Below are 22870 nucleotides of genomic sequence, written 5' to 3'. Positions count from 1 at the left end.
ATGAGCGAGCAATTCCCCCCGGTACTGCGTGAGTCGGCCACCTTCGATCGCCTGACCATCCAGGAAATCCAGCGTGCCGCCGAAACCGGCATCTACGACATTCGCGGTGGTGGCACCAAGCGCCGTGTGCCGCATTTCGACGACCTGCTGCTGCTGGGCGCCAGCGTGTCGCGTTACCCCCTGGAAGGCTACCGCGAGAAGTGCGGCACCGACGTGGTGTTGGGCAACCGCTTTGCGAAAAAGCCGATTCACCTGAAAATCCCGGTGACCATCGCCGGCATGAGCTTCGGCGCGCTGTCGGCCAATGCCAAGGAAGCGCTGGGCCGTGGGGCGACCATCGCGGGCACCAGCACCACCACCGGCGACGGCGGCATGACCCCGGAAGAGCGCGGCCAGTCGCAGCATCTGGTGTATCAGTACCTGCCATCGCGCTACGGTATGAATCCCGATGACCTGCGCAAGGCCGACGCCATCGAGATCGTCCTGGGCCAGGGCGCCAAGCCGGGCGGTGGCGGCATGCTGCTTGGCATGAAGGTGACTGAGCGGGTGGCCGGCATGCGCACCTTGCCGATCGGCGTCGACCAGCGCAGTGCCTGCCGCCACCCGGACTGGACCGGCCCGGACGACCTGGCGATCAAGATTGCCGAGATCCGCGAGATCACCGACTGGGAGAAACCCATCTACGTGAAGATTGGTGCCAGCCGCCCGTACTACGACGTCAAGCTGGCGGTGAAGGCCGGTGCTGACGTAATCGTGCTTGACGGCATGCAGGGTGGTACCGCAGCGACTCAGGAAGTGTTCATCGAGCACGTCGGCATCCCGATCTTGCCGGCCATCCCGCAGGCGGTGCAGGCGCTTCAGGAAATGGGCATGCACCGCAAGGTGCAGCTGATTGTCTCTGGCGGTATCCGCAACGGTGCTGACGTGGCCAAGGCCATGGCCCTGGGGGCTGACGCGGTGGCCATTGGTACGGCGGCGCTGATCGCCCTGGGTGACAACCATCCGCGCCTGGACAGCGAGCTGAAGAAGATTGGCTCGGCCGCCGGCTTCTATGACGACTGGCAAAACGGCCGCGACCCGGCCGGCATCACCACCCAGGACCCGGAGCTGGCCAAGCGCCTGAACCCGGAAGAGGCGGGGCGACGGCTGGCGAATTACCTGCGGGTGCTGGTGCTGGAGGCGCAGACCATGGCGCGGGCGTGTGGCAAGTCGCACCTGCACAACCTTGACCCGGAGGACCTGGTGGCCTTGACCGTGGAAGCGGCGGCGATGGCGCGGGTGCCCCTGGCGGGGACGGCCTGGGTGCCGGGGCAGGCGCAGTACTGACCCACCGTTTTGGGGCCGCTTTGCGGCCCATCGCGACACAAGGCCGCTCCTACAGGGGGCCGCAGTGCCTGAGCTTGTGCGCTCCCCTGTAGGAGCGGCCTTGTGCCGCGAATGGGCTGCGAAGCAGCCCCAAAGGGCCCCCACCATTCCCACAGGAGTGACTCCATGAAGCACCTCACCCTAGCTGTAATGTTGTTAGCCCTGGCCACCCAGGCCACTGCCGCCGAAACCACCCTGGACACCGGCAACACTGCCTGGATGATCTGCGCCGCGATGTTCGTGCTGATGATGTGCATCCCTGGCCTGGCGCTGTTCTACGGCGGCATGGTGCGTGCCAAGAACTTCCTCTCCGTGTTCACCCAGCTGTTCGCCGTGGCCGGGGTTATCGGCATCCTCTGGGTACTGTTCGGTTACAGCCTGGTGGTCGATACCACTGGCATGGTCGAGGGCCAGCTCACCTTCAACAGTTTCATCGGCGGGCTGGACAAGGCTCTGATGCTGGATATCGGCCATGACAGCCTGGTCGGCACCATCCCCGAAGGCGTGTTTGCGGTGTTCCAGCTGACGTTCGCCATCATCACCCCGGCGCTGATTGCCGGCGGCTTTGCCGAGCGCATGAAGTTCAGCGCTTCGTTGCTCTTCATGGCGGCGTGGTTCGTGCTGGTGTACGCGCCAATCGCCCATATGGTGTGGGGCGGCCCGGGGGCGTTGATGGTCAACTGGGGCGTGCTGGACTTCGCCGGTGGTACTGCGGTGCATATCAACTCTGGCGTGGCTGCCTTGGCTGCGGCGTTGATGCTGGGCAAGCGCAAGGGCTACCCGCAGGTGGCCATGCCGCCGCACAACCTCGGCTTTACCCTGGTGGGTGCGGGGTTGCTGTGGGTGGGCTGGTTCGGTTTCAACGTGGGGTCGGGGCTGGCGGCCAACGAGGGGGCCGGGGTGGTGATGCTGGCGACCATGGTGGCTGCCTGTGCGGGGATTGTCGGTTGGTTGCTGACCGAGAAGGTGATGCATGGCCGGCCGACTGCCTTGGGTGCAGCGTCGGGGGCATTGGCCGGGTTGGTGGGCATCACACCGGCTTGCGCGTTCGTCGGGCCGCTGGGGGCGCTGGTGATCGGTGTGCTGACGGGGGCCATCTGCTTCTTTGCCGTGACCCGGCTCAAGCAGACGCTGGGGTATGACGACAGCCTCGATGTGTTCGGGCTGCATGGTGTTGGCGGCATGGTCGGGGCGGTGCTGACCGGGGTGTTCGCAGCGCCCTCGCTGGGGGGCTATGTCGAGGGCGTATCGCCCATCGGGCAGGCACTGGTGCAGCTAAAGGGGGTGGCGTTCACCTTTGTGTACTGCTTCGTGGTGAGCTGGGCGATTCTCGGCGCGATCAAGCTGACTGTCGGGCTGCGGGCCAGCCGGGAGGAGGAAGAGCAGGGGCTGGACCTGGCGGAGCACAATGAGCGGGCTTACAACCTCTGATTGATGTGTTGCCAGCACCGGCCCTGTCGCCGGCAAGCCAGCGCCCACAGCTCCCTACTTGGCCCAGGCCTGGGGTGCTCATGTGGGAGCTGGCTTGCCGGTGATAGGGCCGTTACAGGTTGAATCAGTGCCCCATGGCCAACTTGGCACTCGTCTGCCGGCGACGGTAGGCACTGTCACGGCTGGCCAGCCACCAGTACAGCGGCGAGGTGATTGCCAGCCCTACCAGCCACGACAGGTCAGCCCCGTTGATGTGCTCGGAAATCGGCCCCACGTACAGTGGCGTGTTCATGAACGGAATCTGCACCACGATACCTACCGCATAGGCAATCAACGCCTGTGGGTTGTAACGCCCGTAGATACCGCCATCGACCTGGAAGATCGACTGGATGTCGTAGTCACCTTTGTGGATGACATAAAAGTCGATCAGGTTGATCGCTGTCCACGGCACCAGCACCACCAGCAGCACCAGCACCATGTCGACGAAGTGGCCGATGAAGTCTGCCGAGGCGAACACCGCCACCACGCAGCAGGCCGACAGCACGATCAGCGACAGCACCGCACGGCTCTTGGCAGTAGGAATCCAGCGATAAGCGAAGGTTTGCACCAGGGTGATGATCGACAGCACCGCGCCATACAGGTTGAGGGCGTTGTGGCTGATGACGCTGAGCAGGAACAGCACCAGCATGATCGGGCCCAGGGTGCCGGTGGCCAGCTTGACCGCATCCATGGTGTCCATGCCTGCCGGGATCGCCAGTACCGCCACGGCGCCGAAGATGAACGACAGGCTCGAGCCCAGGGCAGAGCCGAGGTAGGTGGTCCAGAACGTCGAGCTGACTTTCACATCCGCCGGAAGGTAGCGCGAGTAGTCCGACACATAGGGCGCAAAGGCGATCTGCCACAGCGCCGCCAGCGACACGGTGGCCAGCCAGCCGGCCAGGTTGAAGCTGCCACGGGTCAGGAAGTCGTCGCTTTGCACGTGGGTGAAGATGTAGCCGAAGCCGACCACGATGCCGATGCCCAGCACCCAGGTGCCGATACGGTTGAGCACGTGGATGAAGCGGTAGCCGATGATGCCGATGATGCCCGACCCGAGCGCCCCGATGACGATGCCCACCGGTACCGGCACGGTGTCTACCACGCCATGCAGCGACTTGCCGGCGAGCACGATGTTGGAAGCGAAGAAGCCGATGTACATGACGCCGGCGATCACTACCACCAACAGCGCGCCGAGGGTGCCGAACTGGGCGCGGCTCTGGATCATCTGCGGGATGCCCATTTGTGGGCCCTGGGCCGAGTGCAGTGCCATCAGTACCCCGCCGACCAGGTGGCCGACCAGGATGGCGACGATGCCCCATATCAGGTTCAGGTGAAACAGCTGCACGCCCAGCGCGCCGGTGACGATGGGCAGCGGCGCGATATTGCCGCCGAACCACAGTGTGAACAGATCCCTTACCTTTCCATGGCGGTCTTGCGGGGGCACGTAGCCGATTGTGTGTTTTTCTATCAAAGGTGCCGAATTGGCTGCACTGGTCATGACTGACTCCAAGGCAAGGTAGGGCATCGGGAGCTGCCCGGGGGCGTGCCGGCGATGGGCGACGCGTTCTTGTTGGAGGGATGATGCGGGGCGCGGGGATAACGAGAAATTAGTAAATATGTACCCATAAACCTTAAAAAACCTAAGGCTGTCAAAAGCTTAAGCGGATGACGGTAGCAAGGACGGTGCCAGTGGGCGGCAGGGCCGGGGATAGAGGGGTTGAGCCCTGTATCGGTAGAAAGCGGTGGGCTTTGATGGTGCGTGATGCGCGTTTTCCGGGCAGCTGAATGGTTGCCTGTATAGGCCCTTTCCCACAGGTATGGCGCAGCTTTCAGTACCTGTGGTGAACCTGTGGGAGCGGGCGAGCCCGCGAAAGGGCCAGTACAGGCACTAGAATTACATCGGCAACAACCGGTCCTGAATCACTTCTTTCATTACCAAGGTCGAGCTCAGGCGCTTCACGTTGGGAATGCTGGTCAGTTTCTCGTCGTACAGCTTCTGAAATGCCGGCAGGTCCTTGGCCACCACATGCAGCAGGTAATCCGGGTCGCCGAACAACCGCTGCGCTTCGACAATCTGCGGGATCTCCGAAAGTGCCGCTTCAAAATCCGCCACTGGCTGGCGGGTGACCTCGCGCAGGGTCACGAACACCAGCGCAGCAAAGTTCAGCCCCAGGGCGCTCGGCGCCAGGCGGGCGTGATAGCCGAGTATCGCCCCGGACTCCTCCAGTGCTTTCAAGCGCCGATGGCAGGGCGACAGGCTGAGCCCTACGCGGTCGGCCAGTTCGGTTACCGACAGCCGACCGTCTTTTTGCAGCTCGGCAAGTATTTTTCTGTCAGTTCTGTCCATTGAGAAGGATCTTCCAGTAATTGAGCGATTGCAGGGAATATACGAAAGAAAATCCCCGAGCGGAATCCGTAATCTTTCGACATCCCAAGGCAGTAGATAAGGAAGATTCAAGTGGCTATCAGTGTGCTGACGGCATTTTGGGCCGTGTCGATGCTGTTCGTGATTACCCCGGGTGCAGACTGGGCCTATGCCATTTCGGCGGGCATGCGCGGGCGCTGGGTGATGCCTGCGGTGGCGGGGATGTTGTCGGGGCATTTCCTGGCGACGCTGGTGGTGGCTGCGGGTGTAGGTAGCCTGTTGGCAGGCCACCCGCTGGCGCTGACCCTGCTGACGTTGGCAGGGTGCAGCTACCTGCTGTGGCTGGGCGGCAACCTGTTGCTGAGCCCGGCATTGCCCGAAGCCGGGCAGGGTGGTGAGGGGGAGTCGGGGTCGCGCTGGGCGTTGAAGGGGTTTTGCGTCAGCGGGCTGAACCCGAAGGTTTTCCTGCTGTTCCTGGCCTTGCTGCCGCAGTTCACCGACCCGCAGTCGAGCTGGCCGGTGCCGTTGCAGATCTTGCTGCTGGGCCTGGTGCACCTGTGCAGTTCGCTGGTGATCTATTCGCTGGTCGGCTATGGCGCTAAAGCCGTGCTGAGCACCCGGCCGGGCGCGGCGAAGCTGATCGGGCGGGTTTCGGGGGTGGCGATGATTACTGTTGCCCTGGGTTTGATAGCGGGGCAAATCAACTGATTTCACCCGTGACAAATGGCTTCAGATAGACTCGCCGCAAACCCACGCACAACCAGGATGTGCCCCATGCCTGAAACCACCCAACTGCTCACCTTCGCCCTGATCTGCCTCGGCATGGTGCTGACCCCGGGGCCGAACATGATCTACCTGATCTCCCGTTCGATCTGCCAGGGCCGCAAGGCCGGGTTGATTTCCTTGGGTGGTGTGGCTCTGGGCTTTGTCATCTACATGTTTTGCGCGGCCCTGGGTATCACGGCGCTGGTAATGGCGGTTCCCTTTGCCTACGACGCGCTGCGCATCGGTGGCGCGCTGTACCTGCTGTACCTGGCCTGGCAGGCGCTGCGGCCCGGTGGCCGTTCACCCTTCCAGGTCCGTGAACTGCCCGCCGACAGCCCGCGGCGGCTGTTCACCATGGGGTTTGCCACCAGCCTGCTCAACCCCAAGATCGCCGTCATGTACCTGTCGCTGATGCCGCAGTTCATTGAGCCGGGCCATGGCAGCGTGCTGCTGCAGTCGCTGGTGCTGGGTTCGACACAGATCGCCATCAGCGTCACGGTCAATGCGTTGATTGCGGTCATGGCTGGGTCCATCGCCGTGTTTCTGGCTGGCAGGCCGCTGTGGCAACAGGTTCAGCGGTGGTTGATGGGCACCGTGCTGGCAGGGCTGGCGCTGCGCATGCTGGCAGAAGGGCGCCGTTGATCGTTCATCGCGCTGCAAGGTATCAGTGGCTGCTGGCCGAGGCGTCTTCGGCCGAGGCCGCAGGCGGATCCTCCTGTGGCAGGTAAAGGGTGAAGGTGGTGCCCTGGCCGGGGATGCTTGCTACCTGTACATCGCCCCCGGACTGCTTGGCAAAACCGAACACTTGCGACAACCCCAGCCCGGTACCTTCACCCGGGGCTTTTGTGGTGAAAAACGGGTCGAAGATGCGTTCCAGCAGTTCGGCGGCAATACCCACACCGCTGTCGCTCACCGATATCGCCGCGAACCGGGCTGGCGGTGAAGGCTGGCCGCGCAGGGCAGGCAGGCGCCGGTCAGCCTGCAGGCGCAGCAGCAAGGTGCCTTCGCCGGCCATGGCGTCGCGCCCGTTGAGCATCAGGTTGATCACCGCGGTTTCCAGCTGACTGACGTCGGCGCGGATGTGGCACGCCGTCTGCGGTAGTTGCAGCTCGACCTGGATGCGCGCCCCGGTGGCGGTGTCGAGCATGTCGGCCATGGCCTCCAGCCGTGGCCCGGCCTCGAACACTTCGGGGCTGAGGGCCTGGCGGCGGGCGAAGGCCAGTAGCTGCCCGGTCAGTTTGGCACCACGGTGGACCGTGTCAGATATGGTCTTGATGTAGCGCTCGCGGCGTTTTTCATCAAGGTTGGGGCGCTGCAGAAAGTGCAACGACGAGCGAATGATGGTCAGCAGGTTGTTGAAGTCGTGTGCCACGCCACCGGTCAACTGGCCGATGGCTTCCAGCTTCTGGGCCTGGCGCAACACTGCCTCGGTGTGCACCAACTGGGTGGTGCGCTCGTCGACGCGGTGTTCGAGGGTGGCATTCAGCGCCTCCAGTGCAGTCATGGCCTCACGCACTTCGGCATGGGCCTGAACCCGCTGGATATGCGCCCAGCAACGCTCGGTCACTTCGCTGATCAGCGCCTGTTCGTAGTGTGTCCATGTGCGCGGTACGTTGTCATGGATCGCCATCAGTGCGATGAGGCGGCCGCCTTTGATCAGCGGCATGCAGATGGTGGCGGTAATGCCGATGTCCTGGAAGGTGGCGGCTTCGTCGGCGGCCAGTTCACTGAGGTTGTCGTTGATCACCAGTGGCAGGCCGCTGCGCAGGCGGCTGAGTGCCAGGCGGCCAAAGTCGTGCAGTTGGTACTGGCCCACCAGCCTCGGCGAGCCGGGGGCCACCGCGTCGCCACAGATGGTAAAACCGTCCTCGTCAGCGTCCATCACCGCATACGCGCAACTGGAAAGGCTCAGGTGCTCCACCATCATGCGCGTGGTGGTGTCCAGGATCTGGTCCGCGGCGGTGGCGTCGGCTATGGCACGGCCGAGTGCGTCGAGAAAGTTGAGGCGCCTGTTGGCGAGCACGCTGGTGGTGGTTTCGGTGACCGTGTCGAGCATGCCCAGCACCTCGCCATCAAGGCCGCGAATCGGGCTGTAGCAGAAGGTGAAATAGGCCCGCTCCGGGCCGCCGTTGCGTTCGATGATCAGCGGAAAGTCTTCGATGTACACCGCTTCGCCAGCCAGGGCACGGTCAGCCATGCTGCCAATGTCGGCCCAGGCTTCCTGCCACACGTCGCGGAAGGGGATGCCAAGGGCCAAGGGCTTGCGCCCGAGAATCTGGGTGAAGGCATCGTTGTGCAGGGTGAGCAGGTCCGGGCCCCAGAGTACGGCCTGCGGGAAGCGCGAGGCCAGGCACAGGGCCATGGTGGTCTTCAGCGCATCGGGCCAATGTTCCAGTGGGCCCAGGGGGGTGTTTGCCCAGTCGTGGTTGCGGATGCGTTCGGCCATCAGCCCGCCGCCGTCTAGCCATTTCGCCATGTGCTCTTTCGGTCCTTTAACTCAAGGCTTTTAGGGTGCACCGAGAATAGACGGTTGGCGAGGGTTTTGTGGTGGCCTGTGCTAGCGAATGAAGTGCACCTTGCCGGTGTCATCATTGCCCATGTAGATCCCATACACCCCAGCCTGCCGCTCAAGGATGTAGCGCTCGAGAATCTGCCGGATTGCTGGGTAATAGATCTCGTCCCACGGAATCTCGTCGGGTTCGAAGAACTTGTATGCCAGGGTCTCCGGCCCATACTGCCCGGTTTCTTCGGTGACGCTGGCCCGGAAGATGATGTACACCTCGCTGATTTTCGGCACGCTGAAGATGGAGTAGGGCGAGACGATGTCGGCACGCACGCCGCTTTCTTCCCAGACCTCGCGCAGGGCAGCCTGCTCGGTGGTTTCACCAGCCTCCATGAACCCGGCCGGCAAGGTCCAGGTGCCGGGGCGCGGCGGGATGGCGCGCTGGCACAACAGGTACTTGCCATCGCGCTCGATGATGCAGCCGGCGATGATCTTCGGGTTGATGTAGTGGATGTAGCCGCAGCCGGTGCAGTGCAGGCGTTCGTGGGTGTCGCCTGTGGGAACGCCCCGGGCCAGTTCCGTGGTGCAGTGCGGGCAGTAGCGCGGGGCGTTGGGCATGATCAGCGGCCTATGCGGGGTTCCTTCAGGGCCAGGGGCTCGACAATGTCGCGCACCTTGGCGTTGTCATCCTGCTTCTGGCGCAGGTAGTCCAGGGCCACCTTGGCGGCAGCGCGGACGTGGTCGACCGAGGCCTGGTGGGCCACCAGCGGGTCGCCACCCTTGATCGCTTCGACGATCTTTTCCATTTCGCGGTTGCTGGCGCCACGGCGGTTTTCCTGCGAGACCGAGGTGGCGCGCAGGTAGCTGATGCGTGCCTGCAACTGGCGCAGCTGCTGGGCCGCTACCTGGTTGCCAGAGCCTTCCAGCAGCACATCGTAGAAACCTTGTACCGAATCCAGCACCTGTTGCAGCTCGCCTTCTTCCAGCGCTTCGCGGTTCACTTCCAGCGCGCGTTCCAGGGCACGGATGTCCTTGGCCTTGGCGTTGAGGGTGAACAGCTGCACGATCAGGCCTTCGAGCACACAGCGCAGCTCGTAGATGTCGCGGGCGTCTTCCAGGGTGATGATGGCGACACGCGGGCCTTTGGCGTCGGCGAATTCCACCAGGCCTTCGGATTCCAGGTGGCGCAGGGCTTCGCGCACCGAAGTACGGCTGACCCCGAGGCGGTCGCAGAGGTCGCGCTCGACCAGGCGGTCGCCTGGCAGCAGGTGGAAGTTCATGATTGCGGCGCGCAGCTTGTCTAGCACGATTTCGCGCAGGGTAACGGGGTTGCGGTTGACCTTGAAGCTGTCGTCGAGTGGCTGGCGTTTCATCAGGTGCGCTCTTTATGAGGCTGTTGCGCCAACATCGCGGAACGCCCCGAACCGAGGCTTTCCATGCAGTGGTTCGAACAGCCCGTTGTTAACGGGTTGACTCCGCATCGGCTTCGGCAAACGCTTCACGGGCCAGGCGGAAACTGTCCACCGCCGCGGGTACGCCGCAATAAATGCCGACCTGGAGCAGAATTTCGCGAATCTGTTCACGGCTCAGGCCATTGCGCAATGCGCCGCGAATGTGCAGCTTGAGCTCGTGGGGCCGGTTGAGCGCGGAAATCATGGCCAAGTTTATCATGCTGCGCTCTTTGAGCGACAAGCCTTCGCGGCCCCAGACGTGGCCCCAGCAGTATTCAGTGACCAGTTCCTGCAACGGCTTGGTGAACTCGTCGGCGTTCTGGATCGAGCGGTTGACGTAATCCTCCCCTAGCACCTGGGTGCGGATCTGCAGGCCTTTCTCGTACTTCTCGTTACTCATGTGCCGTACTCCGGAAGAAAAAAGGGAACGGGGGCCGCTTTGCGGCCCATCGCCGGCAAGCCAGCTCCTACAGGGACTGCACAGGACCAGAGGCCTGCGCAATTCCTGTGGGAGCTGGCTTGCCGGCGATGGGCTGCAAAGCAGCCCCGGCGGTCTCAAGGTCAGCCCAGGGGCGGCAGGGCGCCCAGTTTGCCTTTGTGGTAAACCATCGGCGTCACCGGCTCGGCCGGCAGCACCAGGTTCTTCACCGCACCGACGATGATCGCGTGGTCACCGCCGTCATATTCGCGCCACAGTTCGCACTCGATGATCGCTGTCGCCTTGGCCAGCAGCGGGTTGCCCAGCTCGCTCAAGTGCCACTCGACGCCCTTGGCCTTGTCCTTGCCCTTGCCGGCAAAGGCATAGGCCTCGGCGGTCTGTTCGGCGGACAGCAGGTGAATCGCGAACTGCTTGCTGTCACGCAGGATCGGGTAGGTGTCGGAGGCGTAGTTGGGGCAGAACAGTACCAGCGCCGGGTCGATCGACAACGCGCTGAAGGCGCTGGCGGTGATGCCGACGATGGCGCCGTCGGCGTCCAGGGTGGTGACTACCGTGACGCCGGACGGGAAAGAGCCCATCACGTCTTTGTAGATGCCGGGTTCGATCATCTCGTGTTCCTCCTAGCGCATCACGAACGGGTCGGGCATCGGCGCGGTGGACAAGTTGATCCACACGGTCTTCAGCTCGGTATAGGCCAGCACCGAATCGATGCCGCTCTCGCGGCCGTAGCCGCTGTTCTTGAAACCACCGATCGGCGCCATGGCCGACACGGCGCGGTAAGTGTTGACCCAGATGATCCCCGAACGCACGTCGCGGGCCAGGCGATGGGCACGGCCCAGGTCACGGGTCCAGATGCCGGCGGCCAGGCCGAATTGCGAGTCGTTGGCGATTGCCAGGGCCTCTTCCTCGGTCTTGAAGCGGATGACCGCGGCGACAGGGCCAAACACTTCTTCCTGCATGATGGTCATCGAGTTGCTGTCGCACTCGAACAGGGTCGGCTCGTAGAACCAGCCGTCACCCTCGACCTCGGCACGCTTGCCGCCCATGTGCAATTTGGCGCCTTCGGCCTTGGCCGCAGCCACCAGGCCTTCGACCACGGCCAGCTGCTGTGCGGTGGCCATGGGGCCCATTTCGCTGGCGTCGTCTTGCGGGTTGCCGATGCGGATGCGCTTGGCGCGGGTAATCAGGCGCTCTACGAATTCGTCGAAGATCTCGTCCTGCACCAGCAGGCGCGAACCGGCCACGCAGCTTTGCCCGGAGGCGGCATAGATACCGGCCACGGCACCGTTGATGGCGCTGTCCAGGTCAGCGTCGGCGAAGATGATGTTCGGCGACTTGCCGCCCAGCTCCAACGACAGCTTGGCGAAGTTCTCGGCACTGCTGCGTACCACGTGGCGGGCGGTTGCAGCGCCGCCGGTGAAGGCGATCTTGCGCACCAGTGGGTGGCGGGTCAGGGCCGCGCCGGTGGTTGGGCCGTAGCCGGTGACCACGTTGACCACACCGGCCGGGAAGCCGGCTTCGAGGGCCAGGCGGGCCAGCTCGAGGATGGTCGCCGAGGCATGCTCGGAGGGTTTGAGCACGATGGTATTGCCCGCAGCCAGGGCCGGGGCCAGCTTGATCGCGGTGAGGTACAGCGGGCTGTTCCACGGGATGATCCCGGCAACCACGCCGATGGGCTCGTGCACGGTGTAGGCGAACAGGTCGGGCTTGTCCAGCGGCAGGGTGCCGCCTTCAAGCTTGTCGGCCAGGCCTGCGGTGTAGTGGAAGAACTCTGGCAGATAGCCGACCTGGCCGCGGGTTTCGCGGATCAGCTTGCCGTTGTCACGGCTTTCCAGCTGGGCCAGGTGTTCCTTGTTCTCGGTAATCAGGTCACCCAGGCGACGCAGCAGCTTGCCACGCGCAGTGGCGGTTATGCTGCGCCATTCCTTGCTGTCGAAGGCACGCTGGGCGGCCTGCACGGCCAGCTCGACGTCGGTTTCGTCAGCGTCGGGAAGCTGCGCCCAGGCTTGGGCGGTGGCCGGGTTGAGGCTGTCGAAGGTCTTGCCGCTCTGGGCATCGCGCCATTGGCCGTCGATGCACATCTGGAAACGAACGAGGGTCATGCAACAATCCCCTTGGCGGATTCGGTGAGGGTGCGGGCTTGCGCGAGGAAGTCCAGCAGCATCTTGTTGACTTCACGGGGTGCTTCTACCGGCATCATATGCCGTTGCTCGGCGAGGACCACACTGTGCGCACCCGGAATGCTGGCGGCGAGCTGGCGGGTCATGGCCGGGGTGGAGCCCGAGTCGAGTTCGCCCGTGGCGATCAGCGTCGGCACCTGAATGCTGCCCAGGTCGCCGGCGCGGTACATGTCCTGGGTGGCAAACAGCGAATACGTGGTGTGGTAGCCCTGCGGGTCGTTGCTCGCCAGCACCTGGCGAATGGCGGCGACCTGCGCCGGGTTGGCTGCCTTGTATTCACGGCTGAACCAGCGGTCGAGGGCAGCATCGACGTTGGCGTCGGGGCCCAGCTCCGCTGCCTGGGCAGCGCGGGCGATCACGCCGGCACTCTGCTCGGGGGTGCGGTTGAACACGCTGTTGAGCACGACCAGTGCAGCCAGGCGCTGCGGGTAGTTAAGGGCAAAGGCACGGGCAACCAGCCCGCCCATGGAGAAGCCAATCACGGTCGCTTGTTGAATTTGCAGGTGGTCGAGCAGTTCGGCGAGCTGGTCGGCGTAGCCTTCCAGTGGCGTGTCGGCAGCCGGTACGCGGCTTTGACCGTGGCCGAGCATGTCGTAGGCGATGACACGGTAGTCGTTGGCCAGGCCAACGATCTGACCGCCCCACATTTCCTTGTTCAGGCCCACGCCGTGGATCAGTACCACGGGTTGGCCTTGGCCTACGGACAGGTAGCTGGTGCCGGCAGGTGTACGTTCAGCGACAGGCTGAATCATGGAGGGCGCTCCTTGAAGGTCGGGCACGGCGGGAAAGCACGCCACGCCCCGGCCCGTCTTGGTTGTTGTTATTGAGCGTTGGCTTTTTCGGCAGCCAGTTCTTCCAGGTCGATGTAGCGGTTGCCGATGCGCGGGTGCAGGCGGCCGCCGTCGGCAGCGCCAAGCACCACGACGATTTCATCGGCGCGCGGGGCGTCTTCGATCTGCATTTCCAGGGTGATGTAGTGCGAACGCAGGCCTTCGTCGTCCTTTTGCATCATCGGGATCTGAATCGAGGTGCCAGGGCCGCCGCGCTTGTTGGTGAAGCTCAGGTAGCTCTTGGCCTGTACCGCTTCGCGGTAGTGGTTGCCGAAGCGCAGGGTGTGGATCACGGCCGAGGCGTGCTCGATTTCGCCGTCGGCGCCGACCACAGCAGCTTTACCGTAGGCTTCGATCTTGTCGGCACCGCCGATGGCAGCGGTGAGGCGCTCGACCATCAGTGCACCCAGCTCCGAGCAGTTGGCGCGGATTTCCGGCTTCAGATCTTCAACAAAACCGCGACCGGCCCATGGGTTCTTGATCACCACGGCCAGGCCGACCATGGTCACCGGCTTGTCGGTGGCCTTGCCGCCTTCGATGCGGGTCTCTTCGGAGTAGGTGACGATCTTGCGGATTTCGAAACTCATGGGTGGCTCCTGGTGAGGGTTATCAGCTCTTGTTGTCTGATGGTATACCATAATATTTGTTGTGCAAGAGGTGTCTGGAAATTTCTCTTGATGGGGGGACGAAAGGTGGCCTGATGCCTTGATTTCTCTGCTGTCTGTACTGGCCTCTTCGCGGGCTTGCCCGCTCCCACAGGGACTGCACAGGTTTCAAAAAAAAGCCCGCTCACGCAGGCCGAAGGGGCCCACGGGAGCGGGCGCGTCCCGCAATGATTCAGGCAATGGGAATTCAGGCGAACGCCGGCACTACTTCCTTGATGAACAGCTCCAGCGACTTCTTCTTCTCGGCGTGGGGCAGGCTGTTGTCGCACCAGAAGCTGAACTCGTCGACGCCGAGTTCCTGGTAGTACTTGATGCGCGCGATGATTTCTTCCGGGGTGCCGATCATGGTGTTCTTGCGGATGTTCTCCAGCTGGAACGCCGGCACCTCGGCAAACTTCGATTCCGGGCTCGGCTCCAGAAAGCCGTTGACCGGAACAGTCTTGTTGCCGAACCAGGCATCAAAAGTGCGATAGAAGCGCGAGATGGCCTGCGCGCCGACTTTCCAGCCATCCGGCTCGGCCGGGCTATGCACGTGGGTGTGGCGCAGCACCATCAGTTGTGGGCGCGGCACGTCCGGGTTGTTGTCCAGAGCGGCCTGGAACTTGTTCTTCAGGTCCAGCACTTCTTCGTCACCCTTCATCAGCGGGGTGACCATGACATTGCAGCCGTTGGCCACGGCGAAGTTGTGCGAATCGGGGTCGCGGGCAGCGATCCACATCGGCGGCGTCGCGTTGAACGGCTTCGGCACGCTGGTGGAGGTGGGGAACTTGTAGACTTCGCCGTCATGGGCGTAGTCACCTTCCCACAACTTGCGTACCACCGGCACCATCTCGCGCAGCGCTTTGCCGCCGTCGGTGGCCGGCATGCCATTGGCCATGCGGTCGAACTCGAACTGGTAGGCGCCACGGGCCAGGCCCACTTCCATGCGGCCGTTACTGATCACGTCGAGCAGGGCGCATTCGCCGGCGACGCGGATCGGGTTCCAGAACGGCGCGATGATGGTGCCGGCGCCCAGGCGGATTTTTTCAGTGCGCGCGGCCAGGTAAGCCAGCAGCGGCATCGGGCTTGGCGAAATGGTGTACTCCATGGCGTGGTGTTCGCCAATCCACACGGTGCTGAAACCGCCGTCTTCGGCCATCAGGGTCAGTTCGGTCAGGTCTTCGAACAACTGGCGGTGGCTGACCTGTTCATCCCAACGTTCCATGTGTACGAACAACGAAAATTTCATGGGGCTTTCCTCAACGCTTGAAAGGGGCTGGCGCCTGGCAGGGTGGGCACCAGTGGTCACGATTCAGAATAGGCTTCAGGCAAATGCCGGCAGGCTGGCCATCTTGCCGCGGCAGTACACCATCGGCCGTGGCGCTTCTTCGGGCACGATCAGGTTATGCACCTTGCCGACCATGATGGCGTGGTCGCCACCTTCATATTCACGCCACAGTTCGCATTCGATAACGGCGGTGGCACCGGCCAGGATCGGGTTGCCCAAGTCGCTCATGGACCACTCGATGCCGCTGGCCTTGTCCTTGCCCTTCTTGGCAAACGCATAGGCTTCGGCCTGTTGTTCACCGGAGAGCAGGTGAATGGCAAAACGCTTTTGCTTGATCAGCACTGGGTAGGAGTCGGAGGTGTAGTTGGGGCAGAACAGCACCAGCGGCGGGTCCATCGACAGGGAGGAGAAGGCGCTGGCGGTCAGGCCGACAACCGAGCCGTCGTCGTCCAGGGTGGTGATGACGGTAACGCCGGACGGGAAGGAGCCCAGGACGTTCTTGTAGACGGTTGCGTCGATCATCGGGAGTACCTCTAAAAGGCTGCGGTGGTCCGCGGTTTTTATCGTTGATGTGTCTGATGGTATACCGTAATACCTATTTTGCAAGCGGAATTTTCAAGCAAGGGTATTGTGCGATAAACGGCTCGAAGCCACGTGGAACGTGGCTTAGAGCGGTGAGGCGGTTTGTCGCAGGGGTTTCCAAAGCAGATCAGTGGACGCTTTTTCGTGCGGATCAGTGTTGTCAAAAGTTTGGAATACCATAATATGGTCCGCAGCTGAGAGGCCGCCTAGATGCGGTTTCCTTACAAAGATAAAAACGACCTTTCGAGCTGAATCCTATGTCCCAACCGTCATCGCAACACCAGTTTGTCGAGAATCACACGGTCGATTACGTTCCACCTGCCGAGCGCCACGGGAAGGCGCGCGACCTGTTCACCCTCTGGTTCAGTACCAACATTGCGCCACTGCCTATCGTCACCGGCGCCATGGTGGTCCAGGTGTTCCACCTGAACCTCTTGTGGGGGCTGATCGCCATTGTGCTGGGCCATCTGGTCGGGGGCGTGGTCATCGCCCTGGCCTCTGCGCAGGGACCGCAGCTGGGCATTCCACAGATGGTGCAAAGCCGTGGCCAGTTCGGCCGCTACGGCGCCTTGCTGATCGTGTTCTTCACCGCACTGATCTATGTCGGCTTCTTTATTTCCAACATCGTCCTCGCGGGCAAGACCATTCACGGCATTGCCCCGAGCATGCCGATGCCGGGCGCGATCGTGATCGGTGCCCTGAGCGCCACGGCCATTGGCGTGATCGGCTACCGCTTCATCCATGTCCTGAACCGCATCGGTACCTGGGTGATGGGCTCTGCGCTGCTGGCGGGCTTCATCATGATGTTCGCCCAGGAGCTGCCGGCGGACTTCTTCAGCCGTGGTGCGTTCAACCTGTCGGGCTTTATCGCCACGGTGTCGCTGGGCACCATCTGGCAGATCAGCTTCTCGCCGTACACGTCCGACTATTCGCGTTACCTGCCGCGTGAAGTAGGCATTGCCAAGCCGTTCTGGGCCACTTACTTCGGTGCGACCCTGGGCACCATCCTGTGCTTCAGCTTCGGTGCCGTGGCGGTGCTCTGCGTGCCGGAAGGTACCGATGCCATGGACGCGGTAAAGCAAGCCACCGGCTGGCTGGGCCCAATTCTGATGGTGCTGTTCCTGCTCAATATCATCAGCCACAACGCCCTCAACCTGTATGGCGCAGTGCTGTCGATCGTTACCGCGATCCAGACCTTCTTTGCCAAATGGACGCCGAGCATCAAGGTGCGGGTAATCCTGGCCTCGGTGATTCTGGTGGGTTGCGGGATGGTTGCACTGAACGCCTCGGCGGACTTCATCGGCCACTTCATCGGCCTGATCCTGGCGCTGCTGCTGGTGCTTGTGCCGTGGGCTTCGATCAACCTGATCGACTTCTACCTGATCAAGAAGGGCCAGTACGACATCGCCTCGATCTTCAGTGCTGACGGCGGTATCTATGGCCGCTTCAACCACCACGCGATCATTGCTTATGCCTGCGGCATCGTGGTGCAGCTGCCGTTTGCCAATACGGCGCTTTATGTGGGGCCGTATTCGAACATTGTCGAAGGGGCGGACTTGTCCTGGCTGTTCGGGCTGATTGTTACGGTGCCGTTGTATTACTGCCTGGCGACCCGCGGCAAGGCTGCCGAGCAGGCGGGGCGGGTTGTGAGTGTCAACGACTGATAGATTGAGGTTGCTGAAACAGGGGCTGCTCTGCAGCCCATCGCCGGCAAGCCAGCTCCCACAGTGATGGCGTACCCTTCAAGGGCAACGTAGAACCTGTGGGCGCTGGCATGCCGAGCAGGCGGGGCGGGTTGTGAGTGTCAACGACTGATAGATTGAGGTTGCTGAAACAGGGGCTGCTCTGCAGCCCATCGCCGGCAAGCCAGCTCCGACAATGATGGCGTACCCTTCAAGCGCAACATAGAACCTGTGGGAGCTGGCTTGCCGGCGATGGGCCGCACCGCGGCCCCGGCTATGTCCGATCAAACCTTGAACTGTGCCACCATGCCATTCAGGTCCACAGCCAACCGCGACAGGTCCTGTGCCGCCGCACTGGTCTGGTTGGCCCCAGCCGATGTCTGCATCGCCAAGTCGCGAATGTTCACCAAATTGCGGTCCACTTCGCGCGCCACCTGCGCCTGCTCCTCCGAAGCGCTGGCAATCACCAGGTTGCGCTGGTTGATCGAAGCAATCGCCTCGGCAATCACTTCCAATGCCTGACCGGCGCCCTGGGCCACTTCCAGCGTGCCCGTCGCACGTCCCTGGCTGCTGTGCATCGCCGTCACGGCCCGCTCGGTACCGTTCTGGATGCCGGCAATCATCTGCTCGATCTCGGCCGTCGACTGCTGGGTGCGGTGGGCGAGGGCGCGGACTTCGTCAGCCACCACGGCAAAGCCACGGCCTGCCTCGCCAGCGCGGGCTGCCTCGATGGCGGCGTTCAGTGCCAGCAGGTTGGTCTGCCCGGCAATCGCGCCGATCACATCCAGCACACGGCTGATCTCATTGGCATTGTTGGCAAGCTGTTCGATCTCGGCCGAGGTGCCGGTCACATCGGCCACCAGGTGCTGGATGGACGCCAGTGCCTGGTTGACCCGGTCGCGGCCATCGCGGGTGGTCTGGTCGGCGCCTTTGGAGGCATCGGCGGTGCTGACCGCATTGCTGGCCACTTCCTCGACCGCTGCGGTCATCTGGTTGACAGCCGTGGCGGCCTGGTCAATTTCGGCACTCTGCTGGTGCAGGCCGCGGCTGGTGTCTTCGGTGACGGTGTGCAGTTCTTCCGAGGCTGAGGCCAACTGGTCGGACGAGGCGGCGATCTTGCGGATGGTGTCGCGCAGGCTGCCTTGCATGCGGCTCAGGGCACGCAGCAGCAAGGCGGGCTCGTCGCGGCCGGTAACGCGTATTTCCTGGGTAAGGTCGCCGGTGGCCACACGCTCGGCGACGGCCACCGCATCGGCCAGGGGCACCACGATGCTGCGAGTCAGCACGGTAGCCATCGCGGCGAGGGCAAGCATGATCACAAGCAACGAGAAGATGATGGCGGTGAAAGCTTCGTCTGCTACATCGCTGCTGCGCTGTGAGGCATCTTCGGCACCCTTGCTGTTGTAGTCGATCAGCGCCGTCAAGGCCTTCATCATGCTGTCGGCACGCTGGGTGAGCGGGCCGCTGATCTGCTGCTTCGCTTCATCCATGCGGCCTGCGGCAATGTCCTGCAGCACTTCTACTTGCAGTTTGAGGTACTGCTGATACGCGTCATTGAAGGCGTTGAACAGGGCGCGGTCGTCGGCGGCGATGATGGTGTCGGCGTAGTCTTTCAAACCGTCCTTGAGCTCGGCATTGATGCCATCGAGCATCTGCAGGTTGCGAGAACGTTCGGCGGGGTTGTCGTCCAGCGCGGCGCGCAGGGTGACGGCGCGGGCGCGCCCGAGGTTGCTGCTGATGTCACCCAGCGCTACCACGGCGGGCATCCAGGTGACCCGGATTTCGTCGGTGGCCTTGTCCATCTGGCGGGTTTCGTAAAGTGCGGTAAGGCCCATGAACAGGACCAGGGTGCCCAACAGGGCGAATACGCTGGCAGCGCGAATGCCGATCTTCAAATTCCGTAACTGCATGGAATGCTCCTTGACGGTGGCGTGCAGGCGTCAGGAGCTGGCCGCAAAGCCAGGACACCGAGGTGGCGCCAGGCTCTTGATGCACTGCGGGTTAGTAGATTTTTCTCACCCTCTTGCATGTTTTTTCTTTGAATGATGCCATATGGCCATCATTGTTGAACAGTCATTCAATGTAACGAAATAATTGACAAAACCGTCATTTTTTGACGGTTTTGTCAGGTTTTTCACATCAAGCGATCGGAATCATCGGGTCGGCAGCAGCCAGCGCCAAGCTGCGGTCGGCTGCCGGCGGGTAGATCCACACCGAGTTGATCTGACGCTTGAGGTCCTTGCCTTCCTGGCCCTGCAGTTTCAATTCTCGCTCCCAACCTTCGCTGTACGCCGCGCCCCACTCACCCAGGTCGAGGCAGGTGACGTACTTGGGCTGGCGGTAGACCACCGGTGCCACCCCAAGCAGGTCGGCCATGGCGTTGTTGCCACTGTGGCGACCCATAGGGATGGCGTGCTGGCAGGTCATCAGGGCGTGGTTGCCAGCGTCGTCGACAGCAGCCCAGGCGGTATCGCCGGTCGCATAGATGTGGTCCTGGCCAATGACCTTGAGGTGCCCGTCGACCTTGAGCCGGCCGAAGTTGTCACGTTCGCCGGCAACCTGCGCGGTCAGCGGGCTGGCCTTGACGCCGACGGTCCAGATCACGGTGTTGCTGGCGATGTATTCGCCGTTATCCAGAGTTACGCCACCGGCATCGACAGCCACCACCGAGGTGCCAGTCAACCACTGGACGCCAGCAACCTGCGAGGCGGCAACAATCGACGGCTTGATGCCTGCACCCAATGCCGCGCCGATGCTGGCGCCACGGTCTATCAGCAGTACCCGCACATCGGCGTCTGCGAGGATGGCGCGCAGCCGGGTGGGCATTTCGGTGGCCGTTTCGATGCCGGTGAAACCACCGCCGCAGACCACCACGGTATTGCGGGCAGGTGAAGCGGGCAGGGCGGCCAGGCCCGTCAGATGCTGCTCGAGGCGTACGGCCGACGCCATCTTGTCGACGTCGAAGGTGTGCTCGGCCAGGCCCGGAACTGCCGGGCGTGCTACCTCACTGCCAGCGGCGAGGATAAGGCGGTCGTAGCTGATCTGCTGGCGCTGGCCTTGGCTGTCGATGTAGCTGACGGTGCGTGCATCGGCGGCGATGGCTTCGGCGTTACCGGTGATGAAATGCACGCCCACCGCATTGAACAGCTCACCTACGGGGGCCTTCAACGTGTGTGCGTTGGCCTCGTAGAAGCGCGGGCGAATGTGCAGTTCCGCTTGCGGCGCGAGCACGCTGATGCTCAGGTCGTCGCGCTGGGCCTGGTCGAGTAGCCGGGCGGCGCTCAGGGCGCTCCACACACCGGCAAAGCCGGCACCGATGATCAGGATGTTGGATTTCATGCAGGTGCTCCGCAAAGGTCGGGGATGAAAACGTTGGCTTCGATCACACGATAGGTGCCGCTCGAATAACTACGACTCTATTAGTCGTAGTTTATCTCTGCAAGGTTTTTTTCATCATTGCGATGAGGCGAGCCTCAGGACGGGCGTACGCAACGGCCCTATTTCGTGCTGTCGTGACTGCCGCAGCCAGGGCCGCAAACCTTGCTATCCCCACCCCCATCCGTTATAGATAAGAAAGAAACCATAAAGAAAAGAGGCCATTTCAGCCCCCCATGCACGAGATCACACGTATCTTCCGCCCCTCAGGCCCCCATTTCGCGCCCTGCGCAGATGGATATGGGCCCGCCCCCATGACCCTCTCTCCGCTTTCGAGCCTGTACCACGTGTTGTCGATCCCACCGGTCAAGCTCCTGCTGACCCAGATGCGCAAACGCCCCGTCCCTCCACCTGCACCGTAGCGCCTGAATTCCACCACCCCCGGCCTTTTGCCGTATGGGGTTGGGGAGCCTTTGCATTTTTTTCAGCGTTCAACTGTTCAGGAATCACTATGACTCTTCGTGTCGCTATCATCGGTGCCGGCCCGTCCGGCCTTGCGCAACTGCGTGCCTTCCAATCCGCCCATGCCCAGGGCGCACCCATGCCCGAAATCGTATGTTTCGAAAAGCAGGCCGACTGGGGTGGTATGTGGAACTACACCTGGCGCACCGGCCTCGACCAGCATGGCGAGCCGGTGCACGGCAGCATGTACCGCTACTTGTGGTCCAACGGCCCCAAGGAATGCCTGGAGTTCGCCGACTACAGCTTCGATGAGCACTTTGGCCGGCCGATTTCCTCGTACCCGCCGCGCGAGGTGCTGTGGGACTACATCCAAGGCCGCGTGAAGAAGGCCGGCGTGCGCGACTACATCCGCTTCAATACGGCGGTCAAGAACGTCAGCTTCGATGAAAACACCCGCGAGTTCACCGTCAGCGCCCATGACTACAGCGCGGGGCTTGGCATCGAGCAGGTGTTTGATTATGTGGTGGTGGCCAGCGGGCACTTCTCTACCCCGCACGTGCCGGAGTTCGAAGGCTTCGAGCGGTTCACCGGGCGTATCCTGCACGCCCACGACTTTCGCGAAGCGATGGAATTCAACGGCCAGGACCTGCTCATTGTCGGCAGCAGCTATTCGGCCGAAGACATCGGGTCGCAGTGTTACAAGTACGGCGCGCGCTCGATCACCACGGCTTACCGTACCCAACCGATGGGCTACAAATGGCCCAAGGGCTGGGAAGAGCGCCCGCAACTGGTGCGCGTTGAAAACGATCTGGCGTTTTTCGCCGATGGGTCGAACAAGCGCGTGGATGCAATCATCCTGTGCACGGGCTACCAGCATCACTTCCCGTTCCTGCCCGATGAACTCACCCTCAAGACCAACAACCGCCTGTGGCCTGCCGGGTTGTACCAAGGCGTGGTGTGGGAGCAGAACCCGCAGTTGCTCTACCTGGGCATGCAGGACCTCTGGTACAGCTTCAACCTGTTCGATGCGCAGGCCTGGTTTGCTCGCGACTACATGCTGGGGCGCATCAAGCTGCCGACCAAGGCGTGCATGCAGGCCGACAGTGCGCGCTGGCGCGAGGATGAGGAGCAGCTGGCAACCACTGCTTCGATGTATGAATTCCAGGGCCGATACATCAAGCACCTGATCGAGCAGACGGATTACCCGCGTTTTGACATCGATGCGGTCAACCGCATCTTCCTGCAATGGAAGACCGACAAGAAGCACGACATCATGGGCTACCGTGACAAATCGTACCGCTCGGTGATCACCGGCACCAAAGCGGTACCACACCATACCCGCTGGATGCAGGCCATGGACGACTCGCTGCAGGAGTACCTGCGCGAAACGGATGGCAAGCAAGGCGAGGTGAAGGTGCTGCGCGGGTAGCTGCCGGACCGGCCAGCACGATCAGGATGCGTGCAAGCGG

20 protein-coding genes are annotated in these 22870 nt (G+C 62.6%); 6 read left to right on the top strand and 14 right to left on the bottom strand.

Features of this window, described 5'->3' with window-relative positions; all coding sequences use genetic code 11:
* Both JOY50_RS07745 and JOY50_RS07740 read left to right on the top strand, forming a co-directional pair.
* Positions 1–1326 carry an FMN-binding glutamate synthase family protein gene (locus JOY50_RS07745; RefSeq protein ID WP_016715698.1) on the top strand — a complete coding sequence of 442 codons (1326 nt, stop codon included), beginning with the start codon at positions 1–3 and terminating at the stop codon, positions 1324–1326.
* Between the two features lie 165 nt (positions 1327–1491).
* The gene (locus JOY50_RS07740; RefSeq protein WP_197898936.1) at positions 1492–2796 is read left to right on the top strand and encodes an ammonium transporter; all 1305 of its coding nucleotides are present in this window, start codon (positions 1492–1494) and stop codon (positions 2794–2796) included.
* A 124-nt stretch (positions 2797–2920) separates the two neighbouring features.
* On the opposite strand, the gene JOY50_RS07735 is transcribed toward JOY50_RS07740, so the two are convergent.
* Entirely contained in the window at positions 2921–4333 is a 1413-nt protein-coding gene (locus JOY50_RS07735) for a cytosine permease (RefSeq protein WP_016499253.1), read from the bottom strand.
* A 396-nt stretch (positions 4334–4729) separates the two neighbouring features.
* Entirely contained in the window at positions 4730–5182 is a 453-nt protein-coding gene (locus tag JOY50_RS07730) for an Lrp/AsnC family transcriptional regulator (protein WP_132840992.1), read from the bottom strand.
* 111 nt (positions 5183–5293) lie between these two features.
* On the opposite strand from JOY50_RS07730, the gene JOY50_RS07725 reads away from it, so the two are divergent.
* Together JOY50_RS07725 and JOY50_RS07720 are read left to right on the top strand one after the other, a co-directional pair.
* A complete protein-coding gene (locus JOY50_RS07725) occupies positions 5294–5908 on the top strand; it encodes a LysE family translocator (RefSeq protein ID WP_132840989.1) in 615 nt (204 codons plus the stop codon).
* 66 nt (positions 5909–5974) lie between these two features.
* On the top strand, positions 5975–6607 hold the full coding sequence (locus JOY50_RS07720) for a LysE family translocator (RefSeq protein ID WP_132840987.1): 633 nt from the start codon (positions 5975–5977) through the stop codon (positions 6605–6607).
* A gap of 22 nt (positions 6608–6629) precedes the next feature.
* Here JOY50_RS07720 and JOY50_RS07715 read toward each other — a convergent pair whose 3' ends face one another.
* From JOY50_RS07715 to JOY50_RS07670, 10 genes are all read right to left on the bottom strand, one after another.
* Positions 6630–8441: an ATP-binding protein gene (locus JOY50_RS07715; RefSeq protein WP_132840985.1), complete on the bottom strand. Its 1812-nt coding sequence runs from the start codon at positions 8439–8441 to the stop codon at positions 6630–6632.
* An 81-nt stretch (positions 8442–8522) separates the two neighbouring features.
* Entirely contained in the window at positions 8523–9086 is a 564-nt protein-coding gene (locus JOY50_RS07710; RefSeq protein ID WP_132840983.1) for an NUDIX hydrolase, read from the bottom strand.
* Positions 9087–9088: 2 nt separating this feature from the next.
* Positions 9089–9841, bottom strand: coding sequence for a GntR family transcriptional regulator (locus JOY50_RS07705; RefSeq protein ID WP_003256074.1), 753 nt, complete (start codon positions 9839–9841; stop codon positions 9089–9091).
* An 88-nt stretch (positions 9842–9929) separates the two neighbouring features.
* The gene (locus JOY50_RS07700) at positions 9930–10319 is read right to left on the bottom strand and encodes a carboxymuconolactone decarboxylase family protein (protein ID WP_016499260.1); all 390 of its coding nucleotides are present in this window, start codon (positions 10317–10319) and stop codon (positions 9930–9932) included.
* A 161-nt stretch (positions 10320–10480) separates the two neighbouring features.
* Positions 10481–10966, bottom strand: coding sequence for a flavin reductase family protein (locus JOY50_RS07695; RefSeq protein WP_016487520.1), 486 nt, complete (start codon positions 10964–10966; stop codon positions 10481–10483).
* A 12-nt stretch (positions 10967–10978) separates the two neighbouring features.
* The gene (locus tag JOY50_RS07690) at positions 10979–12460 is read right to left on the bottom strand and encodes an aldehyde dehydrogenase (protein ID WP_132840980.1); all 1482 of its coding nucleotides are present in this window, start codon (positions 12458–12460) and stop codon (positions 10979–10981) included.
* On the bottom strand, positions 12457–13290 hold the full coding sequence (locus tag JOY50_RS07685) for an alpha/beta fold hydrolase (protein ID WP_028613140.1): 834 nt from the start codon (positions 13288–13290) through the stop codon (positions 12457–12459). Before JOY50_RS07685 ends, JOY50_RS07690 begins: the two co-directional genes overlap by 4 nt.
* Positions 13291–13358: 68 nt before the next feature.
* Positions 13359–13955 carry an amino acid synthesis family protein gene (locus JOY50_RS07680; RefSeq protein ID WP_003256068.1) on the bottom strand — a complete coding sequence of 199 codons (597 nt, stop codon included), beginning with the start codon at positions 13953–13955 and terminating at the stop codon, positions 13359–13361.
* Between the two features lie 265 nt (positions 13956–14220).
* Positions 14221–15261, bottom strand: a complete 1041-nt coding sequence (locus JOY50_RS07675) for an LLM class flavin-dependent oxidoreductase (protein ID WP_138737050.1) — start codon at positions 15259–15261, stop codon at positions 14221–14223.
* A 75-nt stretch (positions 15262–15336) separates the two neighbouring features.
* On the bottom strand, positions 15337–15822 hold the full coding sequence (locus JOY50_RS07670) for a flavin reductase family protein (RefSeq protein ID WP_138737049.1): 486 nt from the start codon (positions 15820–15822) through the stop codon (positions 15337–15339).
* Between the two features lie 317 nt (positions 15823–16139).
* Between JOY50_RS07670 and JOY50_RS07665 the strand changes: the two genes are divergently transcribed.
* Positions 16140–17546 carry a cytosine permease gene (locus tag JOY50_RS07665; RefSeq protein ID WP_138737048.1) on the top strand — a complete coding sequence of 469 codons (1407 nt, stop codon included), beginning with the start codon at positions 16140–16142 and terminating at the stop codon, positions 17544–17546.
* Positions 17547–17848: 302 nt separating this feature from the next.
* Here the strand turns inward: JOY50_RS07665 and JOY50_RS07660 are convergent, their stop codons facing one another.
* Together JOY50_RS07660 and JOY50_RS07655 are read right to left on the bottom strand one after the other, a co-directional pair.
* Positions 17849–19474, bottom strand: a complete 1626-nt coding sequence (locus tag JOY50_RS07660) for a methyl-accepting chemotaxis protein (RefSeq protein WP_138737047.1) — start codon at positions 19472–19474, stop codon at positions 17849–17851.
* A 229-nt stretch (positions 19475–19703) separates the two neighbouring features.
* A complete protein-coding gene (locus JOY50_RS07655; RefSeq protein WP_138737046.1) occupies positions 19704–20903 on the bottom strand; it encodes an NAD(P)/FAD-dependent oxidoreductase in 1200 nt (399 codons plus the stop codon).
* A gap of 547 nt (positions 20904–21450) precedes the next feature.
* Here JOY50_RS07655 and JOY50_RS07650 point away from each other — a divergent pair.
* Positions 21451–22830, top strand: coding sequence for an NAD(P)-binding domain-containing protein (locus JOY50_RS07650; RefSeq protein WP_132840970.1), 1380 nt, complete (start codon positions 21451–21453; stop codon positions 22828–22830).
* Positions 22831–22870 lie beyond the last annotated feature (40 nt).

The sequence above is a fragment of the Pseudomonas sp. BP01 genome (assembly GCF_022760795.1).
Taxonomy (GTDB): domain Bacteria; phylum Pseudomonadota; class Gammaproteobacteria; order Pseudomonadales; family Pseudomonadaceae; genus Aquipseudomonas; species Aquipseudomonas putida_Q.
Note: the sequence above shows the minus strand (reverse complement) of the source record. Positions and strands in the feature narration are given on the sequence as shown.

Excerpts from the sequence above, each read along its gene's own strand:
- JOY50_RS07745 (WP_016715698.1), top strand. The coding sequence starts at position 1 with ATGAGCGAGCAATTCCCCCCGGTACTGCGTGAGTCGGCCACCTTCGAT.
- JOY50_RS07740 (WP_197898936.1), top strand. The coding sequence starts at position 1,492 with ATGAAGCACCTCACCCTAGCTGTAATGTTGTTAGCCCTGGCCACCCAG.
- JOY50_RS07735 (WP_016499253.1), bottom strand. The coding sequence starts at position 4,333 with ATGACCAGTGCAGCCAATTCGGCACCTTTGATAGAAAAACACACAATC.
- JOY50_RS07730 (WP_132840992.1), bottom strand. The coding sequence starts at position 5,182 with ATGGACAGAACTGACAGAAAAATACTTGCCGAGCTGCAAAAAGACGGT.
- JOY50_RS07720 (WP_132840987.1), top strand. The coding sequence starts at position 5,975 with ATGCCTGAAACCACCCAACTGCTCACCTTCGCCCTGATCTGCCTCGGC.
- JOY50_RS07715 (WP_132840985.1), bottom strand. The coding sequence starts at position 8,441 with ATGGCGAAATGGCTAGACGGCGGCGGGCTGATGGCCGAACGCATCCGC.
- JOY50_RS07710 (WP_132840983.1), bottom strand. The coding sequence starts at position 9,086 with ATGCCCAACGCCCCGCGCTACTGCCCGCACTGCACCACGGAACTGGCC.
- JOY50_RS07705 (WP_003256074.1), bottom strand. The coding sequence starts at position 9,841 with ATGAAACGCCAGCCACTCGACGACAGCTTCAAGGTCAACCGCAACCCC.
- JOY50_RS07700 (WP_016499260.1), bottom strand. The coding sequence starts at position 10,319 with ATGAGTAACGAGAAGTACGAGAAAGGCCTGCAGATCCGCACCCAGGTG.
- JOY50_RS07695 (WP_016487520.1), bottom strand. The coding sequence starts at position 10,966 with ATGATCGAACCCGGCATCTACAAAGACGTGATGGGCTCTTTCCCGTCC.
- JOY50_RS07690 (WP_132840980.1), bottom strand. The coding sequence starts at position 12,460 with ATGACCCTCGTTCGTTTCCAGATGTGCATCGACGGCCAATGGCGCGAT.
- JOY50_RS07685 (WP_028613140.1), bottom strand. The coding sequence starts at position 13,290 with ATGATTCAGCCTGTCGCTGAACGTACACCTGCCGGCACCAGCTACCTG.
- JOY50_RS07680 (WP_003256068.1), bottom strand. The coding sequence starts at position 13,955 with ATGAGTTTCGAAATCCGCAAGATCGTCACCTACTCCGAAGAGACCCGC.
- JOY50_RS07675 (WP_138737050.1), bottom strand. The coding sequence starts at position 15,261 with ATGAAATTTTCGTTGTTCGTACACATGGAACGTTGGGATGAACAGGTC.
- JOY50_RS07670 (WP_138737049.1), bottom strand. The coding sequence starts at position 15,822 with ATGATCGACGCAACCGTCTACAAGAACGTCCTGGGCTCCTTCCCGTCC.
- JOY50_RS07665 (WP_138737048.1), top strand. The coding sequence starts at position 16,140 with ATGTCCCAACCGTCATCGCAACACCAGTTTGTCGAGAATCACACGGTC.
- JOY50_RS07660 (WP_138737047.1), bottom strand. The coding sequence starts at position 19,474 with ATGCAGTTACGGAATTTGAAGATCGGCATTCGCGCTGCCAGCGTATTC.
- JOY50_RS07655 (WP_138737046.1), bottom strand. The coding sequence starts at position 20,903 with ATGAAATCCAACATCCTGATCATCGGTGCCGGCTTTGCCGGTGTGTGG.
- JOY50_RS07650 (WP_132840970.1), top strand. The coding sequence starts at position 21,451 with ATGACTCTTCGTGTCGCTATCATCGGTGCCGGCCCGTCCGGCCTTGCG.